This is a genomic window from Pseudarthrobacter sp. Y6 (genome assembly GCF_050156205.1).
Taxonomy (GTDB): domain Bacteria; phylum Actinomycetota; class Actinomycetes; order Actinomycetales; family Micrococcaceae; genus Arthrobacter.
On the sequence record NZ_CP189574.1, the window covers coordinates 2,553,263 to 2,574,977 of the forward strand.

General features: G+C 63.3%; 21 protein-coding genes. 6 read left to right on the forward strand and 15 right to left on the reverse strand.

Going from position 1 to position 21,715, the window contains the following annotated elements; translation table 11 throughout:
* Positions 1–245 precede the first annotated feature (245 nt).
* The 4 genes from ACQCSW_RS12265 to ACQCSW_RS12280 form a co-directional block, all read right to left on the reverse strand.
* Positions 246–428: a hypothetical protein gene (locus ACQCSW_RS12265; RefSeq protein WP_426986252.1), complete on the reverse strand. Its 183-nt coding sequence runs from the start codon at positions 426–428 to the stop codon at positions 246–248.
* Positions 429–956: 528 nt separating this feature from the next.
* The gene (locus ACQCSW_RS12270) at positions 957–1,550 is read right to left on the reverse strand and encodes a hypothetical protein (protein ID WP_426986254.1); all 594 of its coding nucleotides are present in this window, start codon (positions 1,548–1,550) and stop codon (positions 957–959) included.
* A gap of 61 nt (positions 1,551–1,611) precedes the next feature.
* A complete protein-coding gene (locus tag ACQCSW_RS12275; protein ID WP_426990688.1) occupies positions 1,612–2,175 on the reverse strand; it encodes an inositol monophosphatase family protein in 564 nt (187 codons plus the stop codon).
* Positions 2,176–2,414: 239 nt separating this feature from the next.
* Positions 2,415–2,570: a hypothetical protein gene (locus ACQCSW_RS12280; protein WP_426986256.1), complete on the reverse strand. Its 156-nt coding sequence runs from the start codon at positions 2,568–2,570 to the stop codon at positions 2,415–2,417.
* Positions 2,571–2,748: 178 nt separating this feature from the next.
* Here ACQCSW_RS12280 and ACQCSW_RS12285 point away from each other — a divergent pair, with 178 nt between their 5' ends.
* Both ACQCSW_RS12285 and ACQCSW_RS12290 read left to right on the forward strand, forming a co-directional pair.
* Positions 2,749–3,501, forward strand: a complete 753-nt coding sequence (locus ACQCSW_RS12285) for a hypothetical protein (protein ID WP_426986258.1) — start codon at positions 2,749–2,751, stop codon at positions 3,499–3,501.
* Positions 3,502–3,607: 106 nt separating this feature from the next.
* Complete coding sequence (locus ACQCSW_RS12290) at positions 3,608–4,135, forward strand: hypothetical protein (protein ID WP_426986260.1); 528 nt, start codon at positions 3,608–3,610, stop codon at positions 4,133–4,135.
* Between the two features lie 25 nt (positions 4,136–4,160).
* Here ACQCSW_RS12290 and ACQCSW_RS12295 read toward each other — a convergent pair whose 3' ends face one another.
* Positions 4,161–4,454, reverse strand: coding sequence for a YegP family protein (locus ACQCSW_RS12295; RefSeq protein ID WP_426986262.1), 294 nt, complete (start codon positions 4,452–4,454; stop codon positions 4,161–4,163).
* Between ACQCSW_RS12295 and ACQCSW_RS12300 the strand changes: the two genes are divergently transcribed.
* Positions 4,453–5,262, forward strand: coding sequence for an integrase core domain-containing protein (locus ACQCSW_RS12300; protein WP_426986264.1), 810 nt, complete (start codon positions 4,453–4,455; stop codon positions 5,260–5,262). The two genes, ACQCSW_RS12295 and ACQCSW_RS12300, sit on opposite strands and share 2 nt — an antisense overlap.
* A gap of 255 nt (positions 5,263–5,517) precedes the next feature.
* Here the strand turns inward: ACQCSW_RS12300 and ACQCSW_RS12305 are convergent, their stop codons facing one another.
* The 5 genes from ACQCSW_RS12305 to ACQCSW_RS12325 all read right to left on the reverse strand — a co-directional run bounded on the left by ACQCSW_RS12305 (position 5,518) and on the right by ACQCSW_RS12325 (position 10,084).
* A complete protein-coding gene (locus ACQCSW_RS12305) occupies positions 5,518–5,934 on the reverse strand; it encodes a hypothetical protein (RefSeq protein WP_426986266.1) in 417 nt (138 codons plus the stop codon).
* A 622-nt stretch (positions 5,935–6,556) separates the two neighbouring features.
* Complete coding sequence (locus tag ACQCSW_RS12310) at positions 6,557–7,447, reverse strand: alpha/beta fold hydrolase (RefSeq protein ID WP_426986268.1); 891 nt, start codon at positions 7,445–7,447, stop codon at positions 6,557–6,559.
* Between the two features lie 26 nt (positions 7,448–7,473).
* Positions 7,474–7,815 carry an ArsR/SmtB family transcription factor gene (locus tag ACQCSW_RS12315; protein WP_426986270.1) on the reverse strand — a complete coding sequence of 114 codons (342 nt, stop codon included), beginning with the start codon at positions 7,813–7,815 and terminating at the stop codon, positions 7,474–7,476.
* A 988-nt stretch (positions 7,816–8,803) separates the two neighbouring features.
* Positions 8,804–9,502 carry a maleylpyruvate isomerase family mycothiol-dependent enzyme gene (locus tag ACQCSW_RS12320; RefSeq protein ID WP_111907957.1) on the reverse strand — a complete coding sequence of 233 codons (699 nt, stop codon included), beginning with the start codon at positions 9,500–9,502 and terminating at the stop codon, positions 8,804–8,806.
* Positions 9,503–9,667: 165 nt separating this feature from the next.
* Complete coding sequence (locus ACQCSW_RS12325; protein WP_426990689.1) at positions 9,668–10,084, reverse strand: aldehyde dehydrogenase family protein; 417 nt, start codon at positions 10,082–10,084, stop codon at positions 9,668–9,670.
* Between the two features lie 395 nt (positions 10,085–10,479).
* Here ACQCSW_RS12325 and ACQCSW_RS12330 point away from each other — a divergent pair, with 395 nt between their 5' ends.
* Positions 10,480–11,871, forward strand: coding sequence for an MFS transporter (locus ACQCSW_RS12330; RefSeq protein WP_426986273.1), 1,392 nt, complete (start codon positions 10,480–10,482; stop codon positions 11,869–11,871).
* Between the two features lie 217 nt (positions 11,872–12,088).
* Positions 12,089–13,003 (forward strand): LysR substrate-binding domain-containing protein, encoded by a 915-nt coding sequence (locus ACQCSW_RS12335; RefSeq protein WP_426986275.1) that lies wholly within the window; start codon positions 12,089–12,091, stop codon positions 13,001–13,003.
* A gap of 37 nt (positions 13,004–13,040) precedes the next feature.
* Here ACQCSW_RS12335 and ACQCSW_RS12340 read toward each other — a convergent pair whose 3' ends face one another.
* From ACQCSW_RS12340 to benA, 5 genes are all read right to left on the reverse strand, one after another.
* Positions 13,041–15,872: an AAA family ATPase gene (locus ACQCSW_RS12340; RefSeq protein ID WP_426986277.1), complete on the reverse strand. Its 2,832-nt coding sequence runs from the start codon at positions 15,870–15,872 to the stop codon at positions 13,041–13,043.
* Positions 15,873–15,933: 61 nt separating this feature from the next.
* Positions 15,934–16,758, reverse strand: coding sequence for a 1,6-dihydroxycyclohexa-2,4-diene-1-carboxylate dehydrogenase (locus ACQCSW_RS12345; RefSeq protein ID WP_426986279.1), 825 nt, complete (start codon positions 16,756–16,758; stop codon positions 15,934–15,936).
* Positions 16,755–18,335 carry a benzoate 1,2-dioxygenase electron transfer component BenC gene (benC, locus tag ACQCSW_RS12350; protein ID WP_426986281.1) on the reverse strand — a complete coding sequence of 527 codons (1,581 nt, stop codon included), beginning with the start codon at positions 18,333–18,335 and terminating at the stop codon, positions 16,755–16,757. The genes ACQCSW_RS12345 and benC overlap by 4 nt, the downstream gene beginning before the upstream one ends.
* Before the next feature lie 134 nt (positions 18,336–18,469).
* Positions 18,470–19,006 (reverse strand): benzoate 1,2-dioxygenase small subunit, encoded by a 537-nt coding sequence (gene benB / locus ACQCSW_RS12355; RefSeq protein ID WP_214840594.1) that lies wholly within the window; start codon positions 19,004–19,006, stop codon positions 18,470–18,472.
* Between the two features lie 36 nt (positions 19,007–19,042).
* A complete protein-coding gene (benA, locus tag ACQCSW_RS12360; protein WP_426990690.1) occupies positions 19,043–20,425 on the reverse strand; it encodes a benzoate 1,2-dioxygenase large subunit in 1,383 nt (460 codons plus the stop codon).
* 336 nt (positions 20,426–20,761) lie between these two features.
* Between benA and catA the strand changes: the two genes are divergently transcribed.
* Positions 20,762–21,646, forward strand: coding sequence for a catechol 1,2-dioxygenase (catA, locus tag ACQCSW_RS12365; RefSeq protein ID WP_426986283.1), 885 nt, complete (start codon positions 20,762–20,764; stop codon positions 21,644–21,646).
* Positions 21,647–21,715 lie beyond the last annotated feature (69 nt).

Here is a 21,715-nt window from a genome sequence, read left to right on the forward strand (position 1 = left end):
ACGGTTAGCTCAGGTAGTCCGGGTGAATGCCGAGACTCGCTCCATTTCGAAGCCGTGGAGATATATTGAGTCATCAGCCTTACAAGCCGCGCCTTGCTGAAGAGCGCAGGAGACTCCGAGAGATCGCCGAACAAGCCCTCCAGCAAGAACAAAGCAAATCTCGGGTTCGTAATGGGGAAAAGCGACTTGGTTTGCTCGCCCGCTTGGGCAATCTCGATTCGGTCGCGCAGGCTGATCGCCTCGGTTCAGTAGTTCATCTCATTCTTTGATTCGGTCCCAAAAGGGGGCACCACCACTGGGCTCTTTGTCGCGATGTGGTAGGCGGGTGCCACCGGCTCTGCCGCCAGCGCAGCAGCCTCGGCCGCACGGGGCGTCTCAAGGCCTGCACGCACTTCGGCATCCGGCGCCGCGACTGCCGCATGCGACATGCGCTGGTACACCGAAGTGCCGAAGCGGAGATCCGGTGCGCGGCGGCGTGGTCCTGCGGTGACTCAAAGTTCGGTGAGGCCTGATTGACGATCTCAGGGAAGGCTTCGTAGATCCGGTCCCGGATTGCTTTCTCCTCCGGGGTGACCTGGGTTTCCTGATATTCCATCAGCGGATTGGCTGGGCAGCGGATGCCGGGTACTTGAGACGGGTAGCGGACGGCGATGGCGATGCAGTAACACCAGCAGACACCGGAGCAGGGGCCGGAGTGTCCACGACCTGCTCTGCTGAGGGTTCGGCTGACGCTGAGCCGGCAGCATCGGCTTTCAGGTCAGCCGGCTGACCACACGCTGTCAAGAGCAGCGCGCAAAGCAGGACGGGCAGGGCCGCAGTGGGCAAAAGTTTCAAGAATCCCCCAAAAGGATCGTTCATGCAGGTAGCAGACTGCTCGCTGTCGTAATCGAGCATGTGTGCGGCAGCGGAGCCCCGACTCCCCGATGGGACATGCCGGGGCGAACCGCTTCGGTGGATCAGGCGCCGCGCTTCTCCCGCGAAAGGCCAATCCCCATGACAATCAGGATCGGGGCGGCCAGGATAAGTGAGGTCACGAACAGGGCCGCGCCGTAGTATTCGACCACCAGTCCGATGAAGCCCAGCAGCAGCGCGAATCCGGCGGTGCTCAGAGACGTCGCAGGAGCGCCCTTGGTCCGGTTGCGCTGGCTGACCAGCAAGAGGATTCCGGCGGTGATATTGCCAAGAGCCGCCAAGAGGATCAGGAACGCCATGAAGGCCGTGCTGCTGCCGTTGTTGAACCCTGCGATGGACGGGATGAACAGCCAAGTGCCGAGTACGATGCCGATGATGCCGGATGCGACCCGGAAGCCCGAGGACTTGGCTTTCGACGGACCGGTCTGCTGCCACGGAGCGGTGGGCGGATATTGCTGAGGCGGGTACGGTGCGTACTGGGGCTGCCCGTAGGGCTGCTGGCCGTAAGGAGCCGGCGGCGGCTGGGTGTAGGGCTGGGGCGGTCCGTACGGCGGCTCGTTGCCCGGGATAACCCCGGAAAGTGCGTGAGACGGGTAGCTCTGTGGCGCCGGCGGGATCGGCGGGATGTTCTCGGTCAATGTTCCCCCAATTGGTAATGGTTTGGTGTCAGATTACATGTGCGCGGCTGCGAATCGAGGTTCAGGCCGCGTGAGCTGCAGGCGCGGTTTTGATCTTCGAGAGGGTATGGAGCATCTCGCCGTGGATCCTGCCGTTGCTGGCCGCGAGGTTGATTGGGCCCGCGCTAGACCGTGGATGGATGAAGTCACCCCGCCCGTCGGTACTGACTCCACCTGCTTCAGCGAGGATGAGCAGGCCCGCGGCGACGTCCGCGTGGTCCACACCGGCCTCGAAATGGCCCTGCGTGGCGCCGTGCGCAACGTCCACCAGATCGAGCGAGCTGTATCCGCTCAGCCGGAGTGCCCCGGTCTTGGGGCGCATCCTGGTGGCGGGTCTGAAGGCTGCCGCGGAGTCTTCGTCTGCAGGGAGTCCGAAGCTTAGGGTGGATGGCGCCAGGGAGTCCACGGACGAAACGTGGATTCTTCTCGGCTCCTCGCGTTCGTCCTGCTCCCATGCGCCCAGGCCCGCTCCGGCCAGGTATCGGCGATCGGAGAACACCGGGGCGACAACGCTCAGGAAGTATCGACAGGCGGCCGGTGAGGTACTTGGAGGCGAACCAGGAACGCAGCTGGTGTGCGGATGAATTTGCGGCGTGGTCGGCCGCCTCCAGCATCAGCTTGCGCCGGTCTGCCGGGTCGTCCAGGTCTGGTTCATGGGTCATTCGTGGCTCCGGGGTTCGTTGGTCTAATGCTAGTGCTGGCTGCAGCGGGGCTCCCCCGCTTCCGACAATGGGACCGGCCTGGCCGGGAACGGTGGAACCCCCGCCACCGACGACAACGGTGCCACCTCCGACTGTTCGACCGGTGCCTGTGGGTGAGCAGAATTCAGCACCCGTTAGCGGCGGTTGCGACGACATAGCCTGGGCCGCAGGTGAGCGCCTGGGCCGGTCCTGCGGCGCCAAGCGCGAGGGCTGCGGCGGCCTGGACGGTTCCCAGTGCGGCAGCGGTGCGTGATGCGCGGAAGTGCGGAGTGGTGTTCATGATGTATCCCCCAATACGGGTCCTCAGGCGGACCGGCTTCGGCTAGCCTAGCTGAGCGGACCCAGTTCAGCGTGCCAACCGCGGCGCTGTAACGCACTCCTGACCTGCGGTAATGGTCTTTTCATCGGCTAGGATCAGTTCAACGCCGCACCGCGGCCACAGTTTTGGGGGAAGCATCGTGACCATTTCGCATACCCGCCGCGCCGGCGTGGCGGTCCTGCTTGCCGGGGCCGCCTTCCTGCTCGCACCCGCCCCGGCCCAAGCCGCCACCGTCTGCTGGACCGCCGGCAACGGGTCACAGGTCTGCCAGGACAACGGTGCAGGCAGCGGTGTCGGCACAGGTGGATCCAGTTCTGGCAACGGTGGTGGCACCTCGAGCGACTACGCCCCGCCGCCGCCACCACCAGTCGTCAACATCCCGGCGCTTCCGGCACCCGCACCAGCCCCGGTCCAGGCGCCCGCGCCCGTCTATGCCCCGGTGAATCAGGCACCCGTGCAGGCTCCGGTCCGGAATGCTGCCCCTGCGCAGAACTACGCCCCGGCTCAGGCCGCTGTTCCCGGCACCGCGCCGCAGTACGGGCCGGCCATCGGCACGACTGCCGGTGCTCCTGCCGAAGTGGCCCCGGCCGAGGTTCCGGTGGAGGCTGCCCCGGCAGCTGAGACTCCGGTGGCGCAACCCGAAGCGACTGCTGCGGCCGTCTCTACCCCTGCGGCCACCGTGACACCGAGCCCGTCAGCCACTCCACGCGCCACGGTGTCTCCTGAAGCGGTAACGGTGTCGGCCGAGCAGGCCTCCAGCACCGAAGCGTTCAACCCGGCTCCGCTGATCTTCATCATCGGCGGGGCACTGCTGGCCGCGGCGCTGGTCTGGTTCGTCCGCCCTGCCCGCGCCGTGCTCGTCCGCGCCGTGAGCAAAAAGAATTCCCGCTAGGTCGAGGGGAATCGCCACAAGGCCCGCCGGCATCATCTGGCGGGATCAGTTCAACGCCGCACCGCGGCCACAATTTTGGGGGAACGCATTGCAGAACAAGGGAATCATGACCACCGTATTCAAGATGTCGCTTCTGGTCGCCGGGGTCGCGTCGCTCCTGCTGACTACGGGCTGTGCAGCTACCTCCGTGAGGGCGGCTGAGGCTCCCGCAGCTCCAGCGTCCGCTTCGGCCAAAGCCGCACCGACCCACACGGCAGAGACGAGCGCTGCCGCTCAATACACCATGCCCTACGAATTCGACGCGCTGGCCTACGTGGACCCCATGGGAACCAAAGCCGGTGAAAGCATGAGGGTCACTGGCGGAACAATGAAGCCCGGTGCCATTGCCACGGTCTACGTCGCGCAGCTCATGGCCATGCCGTCTCAGGACTCAACCGGCATGTACCACCAAGTCGGGGAGCAGGTTAAGCTCACCGCGCCGGTAGTCGTCACCGTGGATGAGAAGGGGCAGTACGACATTCAGATTCCGATTCCCGCTGGCACCGCACCGCAGCAGGTAGACGTGATCTCGGAATTGACGGGTGTCGCACCCGGTGACCCTTCAGGCGGCCTCTCACGCAGTTCCATCAAATAGTCATCTCAGACCCTAGAACCGCTTGTTATCGTGTGGTTCCACCGGGCACTGCCGCGTTCGGCAAATAGTCCCCACACCCAAAAAAGCCCGGCCGCCCTACAAAGGGTGGCCGGGCTTTCCCGCGCAGTTTCCGGGTCAGGATTCCTCGGTGGTCCACGACGTCGGAGCCGGCGTTCTTCTTGACGGACTCGACGCCGTTCAGGGCGCTGGCCTTCGTCTTGTAGGACTCCGAGGACGCGATTGTCTCGCCGTTGCCGGCCTTGAGCCGGAACCGGAATCCGCCGGACTTGTCCTTGTAGACCTCAAACTTGCCTGCCATGAGCAATCTCCTCCGCGTCAGTGGATCATCCGGCCGCACGGCCGCTGCGCCACACGCCACCGAGACAGACCCCCGTTGGCCAGCGATGACCCGCGTGCCGCCCGCCGCACACATTGACGGCATGACGATTTTCGCGATGAAGCACAGAACCCCGGAACCTCACCCGGTCGCCTCCCACGTAGCGGCCGGCGAAACCAGCGAAGCGGCCCTGGCGGTCGTCAAGAAGGGCGTCGGCGCCCACGGAGTACCGCAAAGACTTTTGACCGACAACGGCGTGGCGCTGAATCCCTCACGCCGCGGGTGGGAAGGCCAGCTGGTCGCCCATGTGTCCTCGCTCGGGGTCGAGGCGATCACCGGCAAACCGTACAAACCGACTACTCAGGGTAAGAATGAGCGGTTTCATCAGACCCTCTTCCGGTGGCTGGACAAGCAGCCCCTGGCCCAATCCCATGCAGAGCTCCAAGCTCAGGTGGACCGGTTCGACCTGATCTATAACACCGAGCGTCCGCACCAGGGATTGCCGGGGCGTATCACTCCGCAGCAGTCGTGGGACGCCACGGCTGCTGCCGAAGCGCCCCGGCCGAAACCACTGCCGGTTCTTCCCGAACCGCAGGAGTCGGCGCGGGTGGCCAAGCCACCGAGCCCTGCCGAACCAGGCGCGGACGCCGATACGGAAGCGGTGGAGCAGACCACCACGGACCCTGGAACAGAAGCTTCTTTCGAGACCACTGCATCACAGAAGATCAGCGGCAGCATCGCCCACCCGGCAGCATCGCCCACCCGGCAGCCACCGGGAGCCAGAAGCTGAAGGTCTATCCCAACGGCGTGATCAACATCGGGCGGACCCTGTACTCGGTGACCAAGCGGATGGGCGGACGAATTATCACTGCCGTCTGGGACCTTGACGGCGTCGTGTTCGCGAATACGGACGGCGAGGTCATCGCAGAATACTTCTGGCCGCCCCGAAGGAACCCCCTACGTCGGGATCAGCAAGGCTCGCGCCCGCTTCCGAAGGTAGGCCGCGAGGGATGGAACTGCTACCGATGTCCGGATACATCAAGTGTCACCATTGTCCTGAGGCAGAACTGTTACCGAACTCCTGAGAGATCACAGATTTAATCCAGTACGTCAGGTGCCGGTAGTCCAGCTTGTCGACAGGGATGTGGCCGATAACGTCAGCGATGTGCAGCTTTAGCATCGTCTGATACGTGTGGACAGTGCCGACAGAGGGGCGAACGAGGAGATCGATGTGTTCCTGGATCACGGCCCCCACCGTGGGCGTGGTGGCCTGATTCTTGACGATCGCGTGCTGCGCGATTTCAAAGGACTGATTGTTCGCGTCTAGGAGACGTTTAAGGGTTATCGCCTCAGGCTCCGTAGCGAAGGTTACCCCCTGCTCCTTGCCTGTGGCCGGGTCCCGCCAGCAGACCATGAAGGACGAAGATCCGTCCTTTTTTGAGCGTTTTCGAATGCTGGCCATAGGCAAAATGCTACGCCGCTGTCAACACATTTCGAAGTTTTGTCCACAATCAAAGGGCCAAAACGCCTCTGACCTGCGGAAACACTGTGCCCGAGGTGGGACTCGAACCGGGTTCCAAGCCCCGGAAACACTGGGAAGTCTTGAAAACATGCCGAATCGGCGGCAGTCGGGCAGCAGTACGACCCAGTCCGAAGGCAAGGGTGTGCACATTGTGCACACCCTTCTTTTGGCCATCTTGAAAGCCCGCTGGGCCGAAGTTACGTGTGGCTGAGACGCCGGAGGCAAACATTCGACGCAGCCCTATGCCCCGTGTCCCGGTGGCCCCGGCCAGGAGTGGGACTGTGGAAATAGAGACGATTGGCATCGCCATTTCACCGTGGAAGGAAGGAAGGAAGGAAGGAAGGAAGGGGGCTCTCCTCGAAACGACACGAGGTCAGACGCCACTGGCTCAATCGTTCCTGTCATGGAATACGTCGACCGTCCGCAGGGGAAGGCGTCGTGCCGGTAAGCGTGGCTGGCCAGCCCGGCGGCCCCCAGAACTTCTCGATCTGGCGCGCGTCGATGCAGGTGTCCCACAGAAGCTATAGCAACACTCGGCGACAACTTTCGTCGGTGGTGGTGGTTAGCGAGAGAGGGAATCGAGGACAGTGCGCAGGGTGGCGCCGAACTCGACGGGCTTGCCGGCGTAAGGGTTCTCGGGGCCGCCACCGACGAAGCCACCGTGGTGGCTGGGAAACACTACCGGCGGCGTGCCGAGGCGATCGGCGACGGCATGTGTGGTCCGCGCCGTGATGGTGTTGCCGGTTTCTTCGCCGACGCCCAACACCACCCGAGCGGGAGACGCCTTAACGGCGTCGAGGTCGTACGCGTATCGCGTGACCGACAGGCTGCGCTCGGACAGCAACGGGTCATCTCGGCTGCCGTCGTCCTGGGCGGGCAATCCGAACATCGCCGGGTCGGCCGGCGTCTGCGCGAAGTACTCACTGGTGAACTCGCCGGGCCACATGGTCAGGGCGATGAATTGCGCCATGCCAGGTCCGAACCCGCCGCTCTGGTAGGCCTGTCGGACGTTGTCGAAGGCCCGATCGGCTTCGTCGGCGTCATGGGAGAGTGCCCAGGTCGAAGGCGGCTCGTGCGCCACCAGCGTGTGCATGTCGTCCGGGTGGGTCGCGACCCATGTCAGGCCGGCGACAGCGCCGCCGCTGCTGCCAAAGACGTCGACCTTGCCCGCACCAAGATGCTCGACCAATGCGTGGAGGTCGGCCGCCTGGTCCTCGGGCCGCTGGTCGGTGCGACCGTCGCGACGCACGACGCTTCGGCCGAGACCGCGCGGGTCATAGGTGACCACGGTCCGATCGGGAAACTGCGCGGCCAGGTCGGCGAATCCGTCTGCCGTCATCGGCTGGCCGATCATGACGAGGATCGGCTTGCCGTCGACGGACGGCACCGGCCCGTGGACGTCGTAAACGAGATCAACGTCAGCGAGCTCGAGAGTGTGCGTTGTGGTAGTCACGTTCGTCTCCTTGTGGATGGTGATGGTCAGTTGTCTTCTTCGGCAAAGAGGGCATCGAGTCGCTGAACCCGCCCCCGCCAGATCTGTTCGTACGAATCCAGCAGCGCCTGGGCGCGCTGGATCTGCTGGGGGATGCCGCGAACGATGCGCTCGCGGCCCCGGGCCTCCTTGGTCACCAGCTCGGCCCCTTCCAAGACAGCGACGTGCTTCTGTACTGCGGCCCACGACATGTCGTAGGCGGTGGCGAGTTCGGACACCGAGGCCTCACCGGCGAGGGTGCGGCGCACGATGTCGCGGCGGGTGGCGTCGGCGAGGGCCCGGAACAGGCGGTCGACCGCAGCGTCAGAGAGCTCAACATCTACAACCATTTGGTTGCATGTTATGTGGCTCGGGCGGGGTCGTCAAGACGCAACCCAGATTTGTTCGCAGGGCGCACCATCCTGCGCATGCGCAGCGTCCCACCGCGCCGGATCAGAATTCCACTTCCGCCGGTGCGCCACCGAAGGAAGGCGACCAGCGTCGCAAAGTCGGGGCGTCGCGCCACAGGGGAAATCGCATTCAGCAAGTCATGTTGTATCCGGCCCTAGCCGCCATGAACTGGTGAAGACGAAAAACCAAGCGGAAAGAACAAACAAAGATGAGCTCCCGGAAGAAGCCCGCTCAGGCAGGACGAGGCCCGACGGGCTAGGCCCGCTCCCCCACACACAACCGAATACGGGCCTCCCGGGAACCCACACACCCCGGAGAACCAGATCAGAGGCCGGAGTGTGCACATTGTGCACACGGAAAAGTGCCAATTTCAGAGAAAAACACCTCTGACCTGCGGAAACACTGTGCCCGAGGTGGGACTCGAACCGGACTCCAGGCCTTGTAAACACCGGGAACTCCCGAAAACATCGCCGATCCGAGCTAGTCCGGCCGATGTACGACCCAGTCCGAAGGCAAGAGTGTGGACAGTGTCCACACTCCAAATCAAGTCAACCCACAGATGAAGCTTTAAGTGCAATGGGGCCGGGAACGCCCGGGAATTGCAGCCGGGTGCCTGGCGCTGGATTCGTATTACAGCGCCGGGCCCAGGAAGGCAGCGAACCAAGGCGAAGCTGTCCCTGGCGGATCGCCAGATCGACCACTACGAGATCCTTTCCGCGAAAAACGCATACGACCCCGTTGGCCATTACTCAAGGCCGGATGTATTCCAGCTCCTGTTCAATGCAAATGCCAATGAGCGCGTCATGATAGCTGAACAGTCTCCCCCGCAGCGATCGATCCCCAAGGCATCGAGCTTTTTGGCTAACAGACGGCCAGGCCTGTGTTCATTATGCCGGCATGCTGAACACGGCCCCTGAGATGCAGGGCTTACCAGGGCGGCAGTATAGGCAGGGGGCCGTCAGCCTCGACGTTGTCAGTTGCACCGCGGGCGAGCCATTCGAGCAATCCCTCACGGTCGGACATGACCCGCAAGGCGCCGTCGCCGATCACCCATTCGTCGCGTTCCTCCGTGACCAGGGTCATCCCCGGTGCCCCTTGGGCGCGCAACGTGCGCACTGCGGCTTCCAGAGCGTTGTGTACCGAGTCCGGGTCGGCCTCCTCCATGGTCCATGCGGTGTCGAGGTCGTGGTGGTGCACCACAATTTCGGCAATCCGCAACGCCACGATAGATGTCGCAGGAATCTGCTTACCGTGCAAATGCACTTCTTCGACAGTCAGTTCTCCTCCCAGCCGCAGGGCCTGATCGGCAAAGTAGGCGGAAGACTGGCGAAGCCGGCTAAGCAGTTCACCGCGAGGCAATGAGGCCAGCCCGGATATCTCCTCGGCTCGGGCTTCCTTCGAGGCGTAGAGCTGCTGCTCCTCGCCCGAGGTTGCCCAGTCAATGAGCTTGACCAAGGCTTGGCCATTCGAGGAGATGTGGGCAATGACGTCCGCCCGGGTCCATCCCTCGCACAGGGACGGAGCGGTCATTTCGGCGTCGGACAGCGACTCGACGGTTGCCATGAACATAGCCGTCTCCCGGCCGAGGCGGGACAGATCTGAGTGCAGTCGTGCGGGATTGATCATAATTTCACCTTATCCTTTGGCCCCGCCGCCAGCCGGCAGTCCCTGCCGCTGATTCATATCTAAAATGTTCCGATTTAGACGGATCATGCTGGCTGATGGCCGTACGTTGGAGACGGAATCGCCCCGCCGCGGCACGTTAACCGTGCTGCGGCGGGGCAACAGTGCTTAGATGCGCTTGACCCCAACGGTGTGGTCGGTGGGCAACTCGGCGATGGCCCAGTCACCGTTGAACCGGCCCAGTCCGGAGTTGCCCTCACCGCCGAATGGCTCGTGCGATTCGTCATGGACCGGCATCTCATTGATATGGGTCATGCCGGCCTTGATGCCCAGGCTGAACTGCACGCCACGCTCAAGGTCCTGGGTGAACACGGAACTGGACAAACCGATTTCGCTGGCGTTGGCCAGTTCAAGCGCGTGGGCCTCGTCGTTGGCTTTAATGATGCCCACCAGCGGTCCGAAGATCTCTTCGCGGGCAATCTCCATGTCCGGGCTGACATCGGCGAATACGTGCGGAGGTACGATCCGGCCCGTGATTTCGTCTTCAAGGACGGTACGGGCGCCCTCGGCTTTGGCTGTTGCGATCTTCGCCTTTAGCCCTCAAGCTGGCTGTCGTTGACTACTGGGCCCACCAGCGTCTGCGGGGAGGGTGCATCCATGACGCCCAGTGGCTCGCCAAAGCTTTCAAATCCGAGCTCGGCATGTCGCCCTCGGAGTTTCGCAGGTCTTCGGCAGCAGAAATGCACGCGACTGACGCATCAGCGCTCTAACCTCTCCGCCGCCAACTGGTCACACTTGTTTCCAAGATACGCTCTGTCGGATCTGATTGATATCCATAGCATATGAATGGCACCCCGGCCCGATCCCGGGTATTTACCGCATATGGCGGGCGTCACACCTCTGCAACACTGGACAAAGCCAGGGGATGCAGGTTCACCCCTACGGCACTACTTCCATGCTCAGTCAGAGAGGACAGGCATATGGCTAAGCTCCACACCGTCATCGCCGAAGACCCGCGCAAAGAGGCGCGCACTGCGAACTGGGTGGCCTTCGTCATCTGCGTCGCTCTTCTATTCGATGGCTACGACCTTGTCGTATACGGCACCGTCCTGCCGGGACTGCTCGCCGACCCAAGTCAGATTGGCGCCTTCGATGCCGCCGCGGCCGGCGTTCTGGGTTCCTGGGCCCTTGTCGGAGTGCTCGTCGGGTCGCTGATCTGCGGCGCGGTCGGCGACTTCTTCGGCCGCCGCCGACTCATGCTCCTAGGCATCGCATGGTTTTCGGTGGGGATGTTCGTCACGGCGCTGACCACGACCGTAACCGCCTTCGGCGCTATGCGTTTCATAACGGGGCTCGGCCTCGGTGTAGTCATCGCCACCGCTGGCGCCACCATGGCAGAGTTCGCGCCAGCCGGCCGGCGCCAGTTCTACAACGCGATCGTCTACTCCGGTGTCCCCGCTGGCGGCGTGTTCGCCTCCATCATGGGCATTCTGTTCCTCAATAACATCGGATGGCGCGGACTCTTCATGATCGGTTCCCTCCCCCTGATCCTGCTCCTGCCCATCGCGTGGTTCAAGCTCCCCGAGTCCCCGCGCTGGCTGCTGGCGCGTGGCCGTGAGGAGGAAGCCCAGGCTGCTGCCAAGCGCACCGGTGTCCCGCTCCTTGAGGAACGTGTTATCCAGGAGTCAGGCGCCGCCCCGCAGACGACCGGCTTCGCGGCTGTGTTCTCCAAACAGTTCGCAGTGGCTTCCATTCTGTTGGGTTTGATGTCTTTCTGCGGCCTGCTGCTGACCTACGGCCTCAACACGTGGCTACCGAAAATCATGGAGGGATACGGCTACGGGCGGACATACGCCCTGTTCTTCCCATTGGCGCTGAACCTCGGCGCCGTGGCGGGAGGTCTGCTGCTCTCGCGCTTCGCTGACAAGGCGGGTCCCCAGCGGGTCATAGCGAGCACCTTCGTGCTGGCTACTATCAGCCTGGTGCTGATGACCTTCGGCTTCCCACTGCCGGTGCTGTTCTTGTGCATCGCCATCGCCGGAGTGGGAACGCTCGGCACCCAGGTGCTGATTTACGGGTTCCAGTCCAACTACTTCACCACCAATGCCAGGGCCGCCGGCGTGGCTTGGTGTGCGAGTGTGGGCCGCCTGGGCGGTATTTTGGGACCAATCATCGGCGGCTGGTTGGCTGCTGCGGGAATCGGCGGGGCAACCGCGTTCTACATCTATGGTGGCGTAGCGCTCGTGGGTGCCGTCGTGACGGTTCTGGTCCCCCACCAGCGCAAGCTGGAGGCAGCCGAACACAAAGTCGAGGAAATCGTAGAGCACGCCGCGGAAGAGTCATTGTCCACGGCTCCTCCAGTCCGCCTCTAACCCGGCACGGCCGGCCGTTGCCTATACAAGCCATGATCCAGGGACAATGTGCCCAGGACGCGCTTAGGCAGTCGGCCGGCTGCTGCCATCAGATGCCAACCGCACTGCCCGTCATTAGGTGTGATGCATTTATGAGTGGATCGCTTTATAGTTACTCTGTGAATCAATGGGGTTCGGCGTCAGGCCGGAGACACCACCCGGAGGGACAGCTTAGACAATGGAAATCAGGCAGCTCAACTACTTTATTGCCGTGGCGGAGGAACGCCACTTCGGCCGTGCCGCCAAACGCCTGCATATGGCCCAGCCACCCCTGTCCCAGCAGATCCGCCAGTTGGAGGAACAGTTGGGGGTCCGCCTGCTGAATCGCACTACCCGAAGGGTGGAACTCACGGCCGCCGGGCAGGAATTGCTGGACCGGGGGCGGCAGATCGTCAACGCGGTCGGGACGCTCCGGGCCGACGTCTACCAGGTCGGGCAGGGCGCGTCCGGTGTGCTGCGTGTGGGCTTCTCCGGCTCGGCGACATACGGGGTTATGCCGCCGATCGTACGACAAGCCAAGCAGGTACTCCCGGGGCTGTCGCTGGCTCTGCACGGCGAGATGCTTACCCCCGCCATGGAGGCAGGGCTGCGGGACGGCACCCTCGACGCGGCCCTGCTGCGGCCGCCCATCGCGTCCCACGAGATCGATTACAGCATCGTGACGCGCGAGCCGCTCATCGTGGCATTACCCTCATTCAGCGCTCTGGCCGTGGACCGACCGGTCGCCGTGCACGAACTTCAGGACCAGGAATTTATCTCGTATCCACCGGAGTCGGTGCTTTACCGCACCACAGCAGCCATGTGCCGCCAGGCCGGTTTCCAGCCACGAATCACACAGGTGATTAGTGAAACCTCCACGATGCTTTCCTTCGTGGCCGCCGGTGGTGGTATCGCCGTCATCCCGGCAAGCATCCGCGCCCTCCAGCTTGAGGGCGTGGTCTATCGCGATATTGAACAAGCCCCTGAAGTTGAGCTGGCCGTTGCTTGGCGCCGTGAGGACCGGTCAGCGCTGCTCCAAAGTTTTCTCGACGTTGTGGGCGCTGCAACTAAGGGACTGCCTAATCGCGCTCCCACCCCGCCCGGATCCCCATAACTATGGGGCGCCCGCCCTATGGCAGGTCGCCCGCGCCTCAGTCCGTGGGGCGGAACCGCGCCGCCAGTTCGCTGCGTGAGCGGACCCCCAGCTTCCCGTAGATACGGGTCAGGTGGTACTGCACGGTTTTCTCGGCCAGAAACAGTGCACGGGCAGCCTCCTTGTTGGTGGCGCCGGCTGCTACGAGTTCGGCAACTGACTGCTCCTGGGCCGTGAGCTGGACCTGTGGTTGAGTCACGGCAGCGAGCACAGCGTCAGACGGGTCGGGCAGATTGCCGACATCCAGGCCTGTCGCCTTCAGCTCCCGATCGCATCTATCCACGTAAGTGGCCGCGCCCAGGGAATCGTAGAGATCCCTTGCCACCCGCAGCACTGAGGATGCCAAACGTCTTTTGCCGGCCCGTCGCATGCTCTGCCCGAAGGCAAAGCTCACCCGAGCCCGCAGATATGGCCGGTTAAGCCCGCGCAGATGCCCCAGCGCCGTTTCGAAGTGCTCCTTGGCGGAATCGGGATCCCCTTGGGCGGCTACGAGCCGGCCCCGGGCCCACGCCATCCGCGCAAGATCGGATGGTACTGCCCGCTCCCGCCGCACCTGCTCGAAGGCGGTGAGGAAGGAATCTGCCACATCGAGCTGGTCTGTCATGACAAGGGCGTTAACGTAGGTGTCCTGCCAGGGCCAGAACGACACCCTGTTCTCTGTCCAGGGATCCAGCTCCGTCAGGGGCTGCAACACGGCCAAAGCGCTTTCGTAGTCCGCCCGTGCCTCATGGAAACGCGCCCGCGCCAGGCTGGCCGGGACCTGCATGGCCCGATAAGTGCCCGGCTGCACGGCCGCCTGGGAGACGTAGTACCGGGCCCGGTCCCAATCCCCGCGCATGGACCAGAGCTCAGCGGCGGTCCAGTACAACAACGGCCGGATCAGTGGCATCCGCGAGGTCTCAAGCCGGACGGAGGCACGGGCAACTGTGGCCGCGGCCGCGTCCCAGTTACCTAGCACGAGGTGCGTACGGGCCAACCACGCCTCGGCCCATAGGGAGATCCGCATTGATCCGCCCCGGAACTCAGTGGGGGCCGCGGCTTCGAAATTTACAAGCGCCGTCTCGGCGTCGTCCAATCGCAGGGCCAGCCACCCCGCACCCATCTGTACGCGCTGCTTCTGGGCGTTCTCGGAGGCGTGTTCGAAGGCCCTGCGATAGGAAGCTTCGGCTGCCGAAATCCGGCCTTGGGCATAAAGACCCAGGCCGTAGATGGCTTCAGATTCGATGTGGGCCGGGGTGCCGGGCTTCGTCAGGGACATGGCCTGCTCCGCCCAACGGGTGATGAGGGGGCCATCCCAGGAGGCCACCCCATGCAGAACCAAGCGTTGGGCCACCTGCGCAGCGGCCGCCGGGTCCTGCTGCGGGTTACTCGTTCGCCAGGCCATCTCCAACTGGGTTTGGGCGCTGTGGTTTTGTCCCGACGCCGTGGAGAGGTAGCCAAGCACGGAGGAACGCAACGGCGAGGGTGCCATGGCATCGACGGCCGCGACCCACATCTGTGCCTGGGCGATGTTGCCAGAACCCACAAGGGCATCCACTGCCCTGAGGAGGCGATCGTTGCCGGCGCGGATATCCCCTGAGAGCCTGGAGGCGGAAAACAGTGCCGTCGAGACATCCTGCCAGGCACCCACCTGAGCCTGTTGGCGGGCGTACTCCTCTAGTTCCGTGGCCAGTGCCTCGTCGGCGCCCGGGGTCGCGGACACTCGGTGGCCCAAGCGATCGCCCTCGATCTGCGCGGCTTCCGCAGCCCTACGGTGTAGCCATATGCGCCGGCTGGGTGCAGTCTGCTCGTAGACGGATTCAATAGTTCCCGCTTCAAAGAATGTCACGACCGAGCGGGCCTGTTCTACCGACAGGCCCAGAAGTCCGGCCTTATGTCCCTCGTCGAGGGCATCCATAACAGACGCGACTCCACTGACGTGGGCAACCTCCGCTATCCCGGCGCTGCGCCTCAGGACGGACGCGGCTTCCGCCACAGCCACCAGATCGGGAGACGCGGCGTTAAGGAGACTGCGCACCCGGGCCCGCACGCGCGAACTCGGGGGCAGGGATGAAAACCATGTCTGCCAAGTCTCCTGAGGAAGCTCCCCCAGGAGTTCCACAATCGGCTCGGGCCAACCACCGGTATGCCGTACGATCTCGTGGGCGGCCGTCGCGTTCAAGTCGATGCCGAACCGGCGCCGGGCAAGATCCTGGACCCGCTGCGGTGACAATGGTTCCAGCGGAACGCGGGAAACCTGATGGCCTGTGAGAAACGCGAGGACGCCCGCGGGCACCAGCTGGGCTTGAGCGGGATCCAGAGTGACTAAGAACAGGATGCGCTTGCCGCGCAGCCGGCGCATAACGAAGGCGAGTACGTGCAGGGTTTCGGCGTCGAAGTGCTGGACGTCATCAACGGCAACCACCACGCTCCCGTGCAATTGAAGCCCATCGAGGTGGGCGTTGAGAGTCGCAGCGTAGTTGGCGACCTGAACAGGGCCGAGAGTACCGATAAGGTCCGCGGACCGGACGTGGTCCCGGCCATCGTCCTTGGCCGATCGCAGCGGCGGCGTGACCATGAGCTGGGAGTAGCCGGCGAGGGGAAACTGAGCCTCCCACTCGTCTCCAGTAGCGGACAGCACCCGCACACCACGCGCCACGGCGCGGCAGTGCTCCAGGAAAAGATCCAGCAACGCAGTCTTCCCGGATCCCCGCGGGCCGCTGATGACCACGGTGCGCACGTTACCCTTGCGCACAACACGAAGTGTCTCCAGCAACTCCTCGAAAACCTCGGCACGGCCAAGCAGCGCCAGATCATCCTCAGTGTCGCCGTGGTGGGGGGCCGGGATCATGCTGGCAAGCATACTCGGGCGCACCGAGCGTCCACGCGCACGAGTTGGCGTCACAGCACGCTCAGCCCAGGTCCCCGCCTGCCACCGGCAGGATGCTGCCAGTGACGTACGATGCTTCGTCGGAAGCCAGGAACACTATCGGCGCAGCTTGTTCGTCCAGCGTGCCGTATCGCTTCATGAAGGAGGACTCAACGGTCTGTTCGACAATGGTCTGATACCACGCCTTTTCGGTAGTCGACTCAGCTTCCGGTCCACGCTTGACCTTTCGGGGCGGAGCTTCCGTACCGCCCGGGGCGGTGGCGACAACCCGGATACCACGCCCTCCTACCTCCATGGCCAGGGACTGGGTCAGGGCGTTGACACCGCCCTTAGCCGCGGCGTACGGAACACGGTGCATTCCTCGGGTTGCCACTGACGAGACGTTGACGATGGTGCCCGAGCCTTGGACGAGCATTGCCGGAAGTACTGCGCGACACGTCCACAGCGTGGGGAAGAGCGAACGTCGGATCTCCCTTTCGATCTTCTCCTCGTCGTACTCTTCATAAGGGCGGGCCCAAATGGTGCCCCCAACGTTGTTGACGAGTACATCGACCCTGCCGTGAAGAGCCAGCGCCGAACTCACCGCGTGTTCTGCGCCGGCGAAGCTTTCCAGGTCTGCGGTCACGGAACTGGCGGATCCCCCGGAGCCGGACTTCTGCGCGGCTTCCTGGATCCGCTTGGCAACTTCCTGCACGATGTCGGCACGGTCAACAACGACGACGGCGCCCCCTTCAGCTCCGATCCGCTCCGCTACTTTCTGCCCGATTCCCTGGGCCGCGCCGGTGACCACTGCCACCTTGCCGGCGAAGCGGCCGGGAGTTATGAAATGTCCTGCGTACGCCGTCACCGTTGGAAACCGCCGTCTTTGGCGTTGATCGCTTCGGACATGGTGCCCTTTGCGTCGCGGGCGTGGGCCATGATGACTTCCCTGGCCCGGTCCTTGTCGCCCCGCTCGAACGCGTCCACGACGTCGAGGTGGTCCTGGGCGACCCGCTCAAAGATGTGGGTGCCCTCCGTGAAGGTGGCAGCCATCTGGGCGTGGACGTCGAGCCGACGGTAGGACTCCAGCAGCATGGGGTTATCGCAGATCATGAAAAGGTATTCGTGGAACTCTTCGTTGGTCTTGACGTATTCTTCCGGGTCGAGCACCCTTCCAGCGTCGACTGCGCGTGTGGTGGCCTCGGCGAGCCGACGGAACTGGCGCAACTGCTCCTTGCTGAGGCGGTTCAGCATCAGCTCGGTGACCGCAAGCTCAAGGCCCATGCGGGCATCCAGGTGGGCGAAACTGTCTTCCTTCCGGAACTCGAGCCGGCCGGTCTCCATGGAAGAAATGGCTTCCACCCGGCTGATCGTGTCACCTGCGCTCTCCAGCTGCTCCACGGGGGCCGGAGAGCCTGTCTCGGCGTCCCCGCCTGTGGCCTCCTTGGGGGCGAAACGTTCGAAATAGAAGTTGGCCGGCTGGATGGCCTCGGTGTCCAGCCACTTAGAGACAGCGTTTACCATGGGCGGCGGTCCGCACAGGTAGATATCGACGTCGCCGTCGTTGAGGTGGGACGGCTGGATGATTTGGGTGACATAGCCCGCGTGCGGCGCGGAAGTCTCCGGCTCGGAGGCGATGTAGTCCCAGGTGAAGCTCGGCAGCTTCGCTTCATAGGCGCGCAGCCAGTCGAGGCCGACGATATCGGCTTCACGGGAGACGCCGTAGATCAGGTGCACCGGAGTGTCCGGCGGGTTCTCGGACAGCTTCTCCAGGATGGACAGGAGCGGGGCCAGGCCGGTGCCGCCTGCCAGCAGGAGTAAGGGACGCTTGGGCTCGCGGAGGAAGAAGGAGCCGTAAGGGCCCGTGAACTCGATGGTGTCCCCTACCGCCGCCCGGTCCCGCAGGTACTCGGACATCGCACCCTGCGGTGTGATGCGCACCATGAAGGACGCGTCATCCACCCTGGGGCCGTTGCTGAACGAGTACGAGCGCTCGGCGTCGGTGCCCGGGACCTTGATGTTGACGTACTGCCCGGGCAGGAACGCCAGGGCGTCCCGGTTCTCCACCTCAAGAGCGAAGGAGATGGTGGACTCCGAGTGCTTATCGAGCTCCTTCAGCGTGGACGTGAACGTGACAGCTGAGGTTTTCGCGGATTCGGAGGTGGCCGGGATCTGGATGGCGAGGTCCGATTCCGGGACCGCCTGGCAGGTGAGGAGGTAGCCCTTCTCAAGCTCCTCCTCGGTCATCGCGTCGTCGATATAGTCTCCGGGGTCGAAGGAGCCGGAGTCGCAAAACGCCTTACACGTGCCGCAGGCGCCATCACGACAGTCTGAAGGGATGTTGATGCGCGCCTTGTAGGCCGCATCCATAACTGTCTCGTAGTCGCCGACCTTGATGACTTTGGTGACGCCATCTTCGAAACTGAGGGCTACCTGATGGCCCATGATTTCCTCCTGGTTGGGTGTCGCTTCCTAGCAACCCCGAAAAAGTTAGTGCGGATGTCTCGTATGAGCAGATGAGCCGGCAGGTTGGTCCTGCCGGCACCGTCCCGGTCGGGCCGGGACGGTGCCCGATGCCGTCAGACCATGTAGACATCCACCACGTGGTGGATGTAGTCGTTCTTCAGGACAACCTTCTTCTTCAGGATCACGGGCTGCTCGCCGGCGAGGTCGATGGTGTAGAAGCTCGTGCCGAAATAGGTGTCGGTGGTGTTGTAACGGAAGTACAGGGTGAACCAGTTGAAACGGACCTTGACCTCGGCGCCGTCCTGCTCCAGGACCTCAATGTCCGTGATGTTGTGTCCGGTGCGGGGCTCCGGCAGGGAGGTAGCGGAAGAGCGGTCCGTCTTGATCCGGAACACCCGGTCCTCGATACCGCCGCGGTTGTCGTAATAGATGAGTGAGATCTCGTTCTGGGGGTCCACGGTTAGCCGGTCGTCGACGTCCCACGCCGGCATCCAGTACTCGGAGTCCGGGTGGTAGCACTGGAGCCACTCGTCGAACTGGCGGTCGTCCAGGAGCCGGGCTTCCCTGTAAAGGAAGGCGCGGACGGTCTCGAGGGTCGCGATCTCCTCGGCGCTCTTGAGCGCGGTCAGGGGGTTAAGCAGGTTGGCCATTGGTGTTCAGCCCTCTCTGTGGGTTCGAGGTATCGGTCAGGCAGTGACCGGCACGGTTTCCTGGGCGGAGGGTTCCGCGTCGGCGAGGGCCTTGTCCATTACTTCTTTCCAGTACCCGTGCTGAATCGGATAGAGCCCCTCGTCCTCGGTGCGCACGCCAGAGGCGATCACTCGGGACATGCCCAAAGCCTTGGCCTGCTCGTCAGGACCCGCAATCTCGTGGGTAGATCCGCGCGTCATATCGTTCCACGGCGCCGAGGTGGCCCAGTAGGTCTTATTGCAGGAGCGGAACTCTTCGAGGTCGTCCGGCGTGGCCATGCCGGTCGCATTGAAGAAATCTTCGTACTGGCGGATGCGCTTTGAGCGGTTCTCCTGCGACTCACCTTTTGGTGCAATGCAGTAGATCGTCACTTCGGTCTGGTCCGCTGAAATAGGGCGGAAGTGACGGATCTGCGAGGAGAACTGGTCCATGATGTAGACGTTCGGGTACAGGCAAAGGTTGCGCGAGATGTTAATCATGAAGTTTGCCATCTCCTCGCCGTACTTCTGGACGAGCTCGTCGCGGCGGTCCCACAGCGGACGGTCTTCGGGGTTGCTCCACTCCTGCCACAGCAGCAAGTGCCCGTGGTCGTAGGAATAGAAGCCGCCTTTGACCTTCCCCCACTTGCCGGCGTCCATAGCCTTGGTGCTGTTGGCGGAGTCACCGGCATTTCGGCGGGCAGTAGTCGCGGCGTAGTTCCAGTGCACGGCTGTGACGTGGTAGCCGTCGGCGCCGTTTTCCGCCTGGACCTTCCAGTTGCCATCGTAGGTGTAGGTGGAAGACCCGCGCAGGACCTCAAGTCCCTCCGGGGACTGGTCCACAATCGAATCGATGACCTTGGTGGCGTCTCCCAGGTGTTCTTCGAGCGGAAGAACGTCAGCATTCAAGGAGCCGAACAGGAAGCCGCGGTAGGAGTCGAAGCGGGCGACCTTGGTGAGGTCGTGTGACCCCTCTTTGTTGAAGGTTTCCGGGTATCCGGCGTTGCGGGAGTCCTTGACCTTCAGCAGTTCGCCGGAGTTCTTGAAGGTCCAGCCGTGGAAGGGACAGGTGAAGGTGGTCCTGTTGTCGGTCTTGCGTCGGCACAGCATCGCGCCGCGGTGGGAGCACGCGTTGACGATGCAGTTGATCTTCTCGTCCTTGTCCCGGGTGAGGACGACGGGAGTCCGGCCAATGTATGTGGTGAAGTAGTCCCCCACATTGGGGATCTGCGACTCGTGGGCAAGGTACACCCAGTTGCCCTCAAAGATGTGCTTCATCTCCAGCTCGAAGATGTCCTGGTCGGTGAAGATTTCACGCTTTGCCCGGATGACGCCGTTTTCTCGATCGTCGACGACGGCGTCAGCCAGTACTTCACGGACACGTGTCAGATTCTCGGTAATGGTGTGCTCCTTCTTTGGAGGGGTGAGGGTGGGGGCAGCGACTGTGCAGCCTCGTTTCGACCCCTCGGGCGGAATGAATGTGTCTCAACGATTCTGGCGTAAAGTGACGGCTCTCACATCAGGCAAAACCCTAGTCCGGACCAAGGGTGTTTTTATGTAACTTTAGTGACCCAATTCGCGCTAAATCGGTTCTTGTTTCGTCCTTATTCGCTAACTAGCATGAGATGGACGTCACGTGAAGCCGGTAAACCGGCGGGTGCCAAGCCCGCGGCCGGCGCGTCACGGCGGACGGGATCATCTCCTGTCCCCGATGCTAGGAGGAGTGTGGAGATCACCATGAATGAAAATCAGCTGGACACCCGCAAGGAAGATGAAGGCACGGCCGTGGAGGCCGGCTCAAAGGCGACCCAACGCTTCGCCGCGTCGGGCAAGCTCGCGGGATTGGGGGTTACAAAGGAGCGCGTGAGCGTGCTCGCCGGGGCCCTCATCAAGGCTGCAAACGACATCGTCGTCGAGCACGAAGTCACCTACGAGGAGTACAACGCCCTGAAAGCCTGGCTTATCAAAGTGGGCAATGATGGCGAATGGCCCCTGTTCCTTGACGTGTGGCTCGAGCACACCGTGGAAGATGTCAACTCCCAGGACCGGCCCGGCACCAAGGGCACCATCGAGGGGCCGTACTACGTCCCGAACTCGCCGGTGCTCGAGTCCCCTGCCACGGTTGAGATGCGTGATGATGAAGAGGGCGTTCCGCTGCAGTTCAGCGGCCGGTTTACCGACACCGACGGTGACCCCATCCAAGGTGCACAGCTGGAGATTTGGCATGCGGATGCGGCCGGCTTCTACTCCCAGTACGCCCCGGGACTGCCTGACTGGCTGTTCCGCGCGAACGTGCAGGCCGACAGCGATGGACAATTCGTCCTCCACACCATGCGACCGGCTCCCTACCAGATCCCCACTGACGGAGCCTGTGGGCAGCTGATCAGTGCCGCGGGGTGGCACGCCTGGCGCCCCGCTCACATCCACATAAAGGTCTCCGCGCCTGGCTACCAGCCCGTAACCCAGCAGCTCTACTTCCCCGGTGACCCGCACAATGCCGACGACATTGCTTCGGCGGTCAAGCCGGAGCTAATGCTCAATACCAAACCGCGAACCGACGGCGCTGCCGGCGAGGAAGCCTCTTACGACTACGTCCTGGCCAAGGTGGGACAGTCCAGGTAGGGATTCTCTCCTGACATGGCCGGGCTCTAAGGCCTATGGGGTGCCCCAGAGCGTGAGCTCTGGGGCACC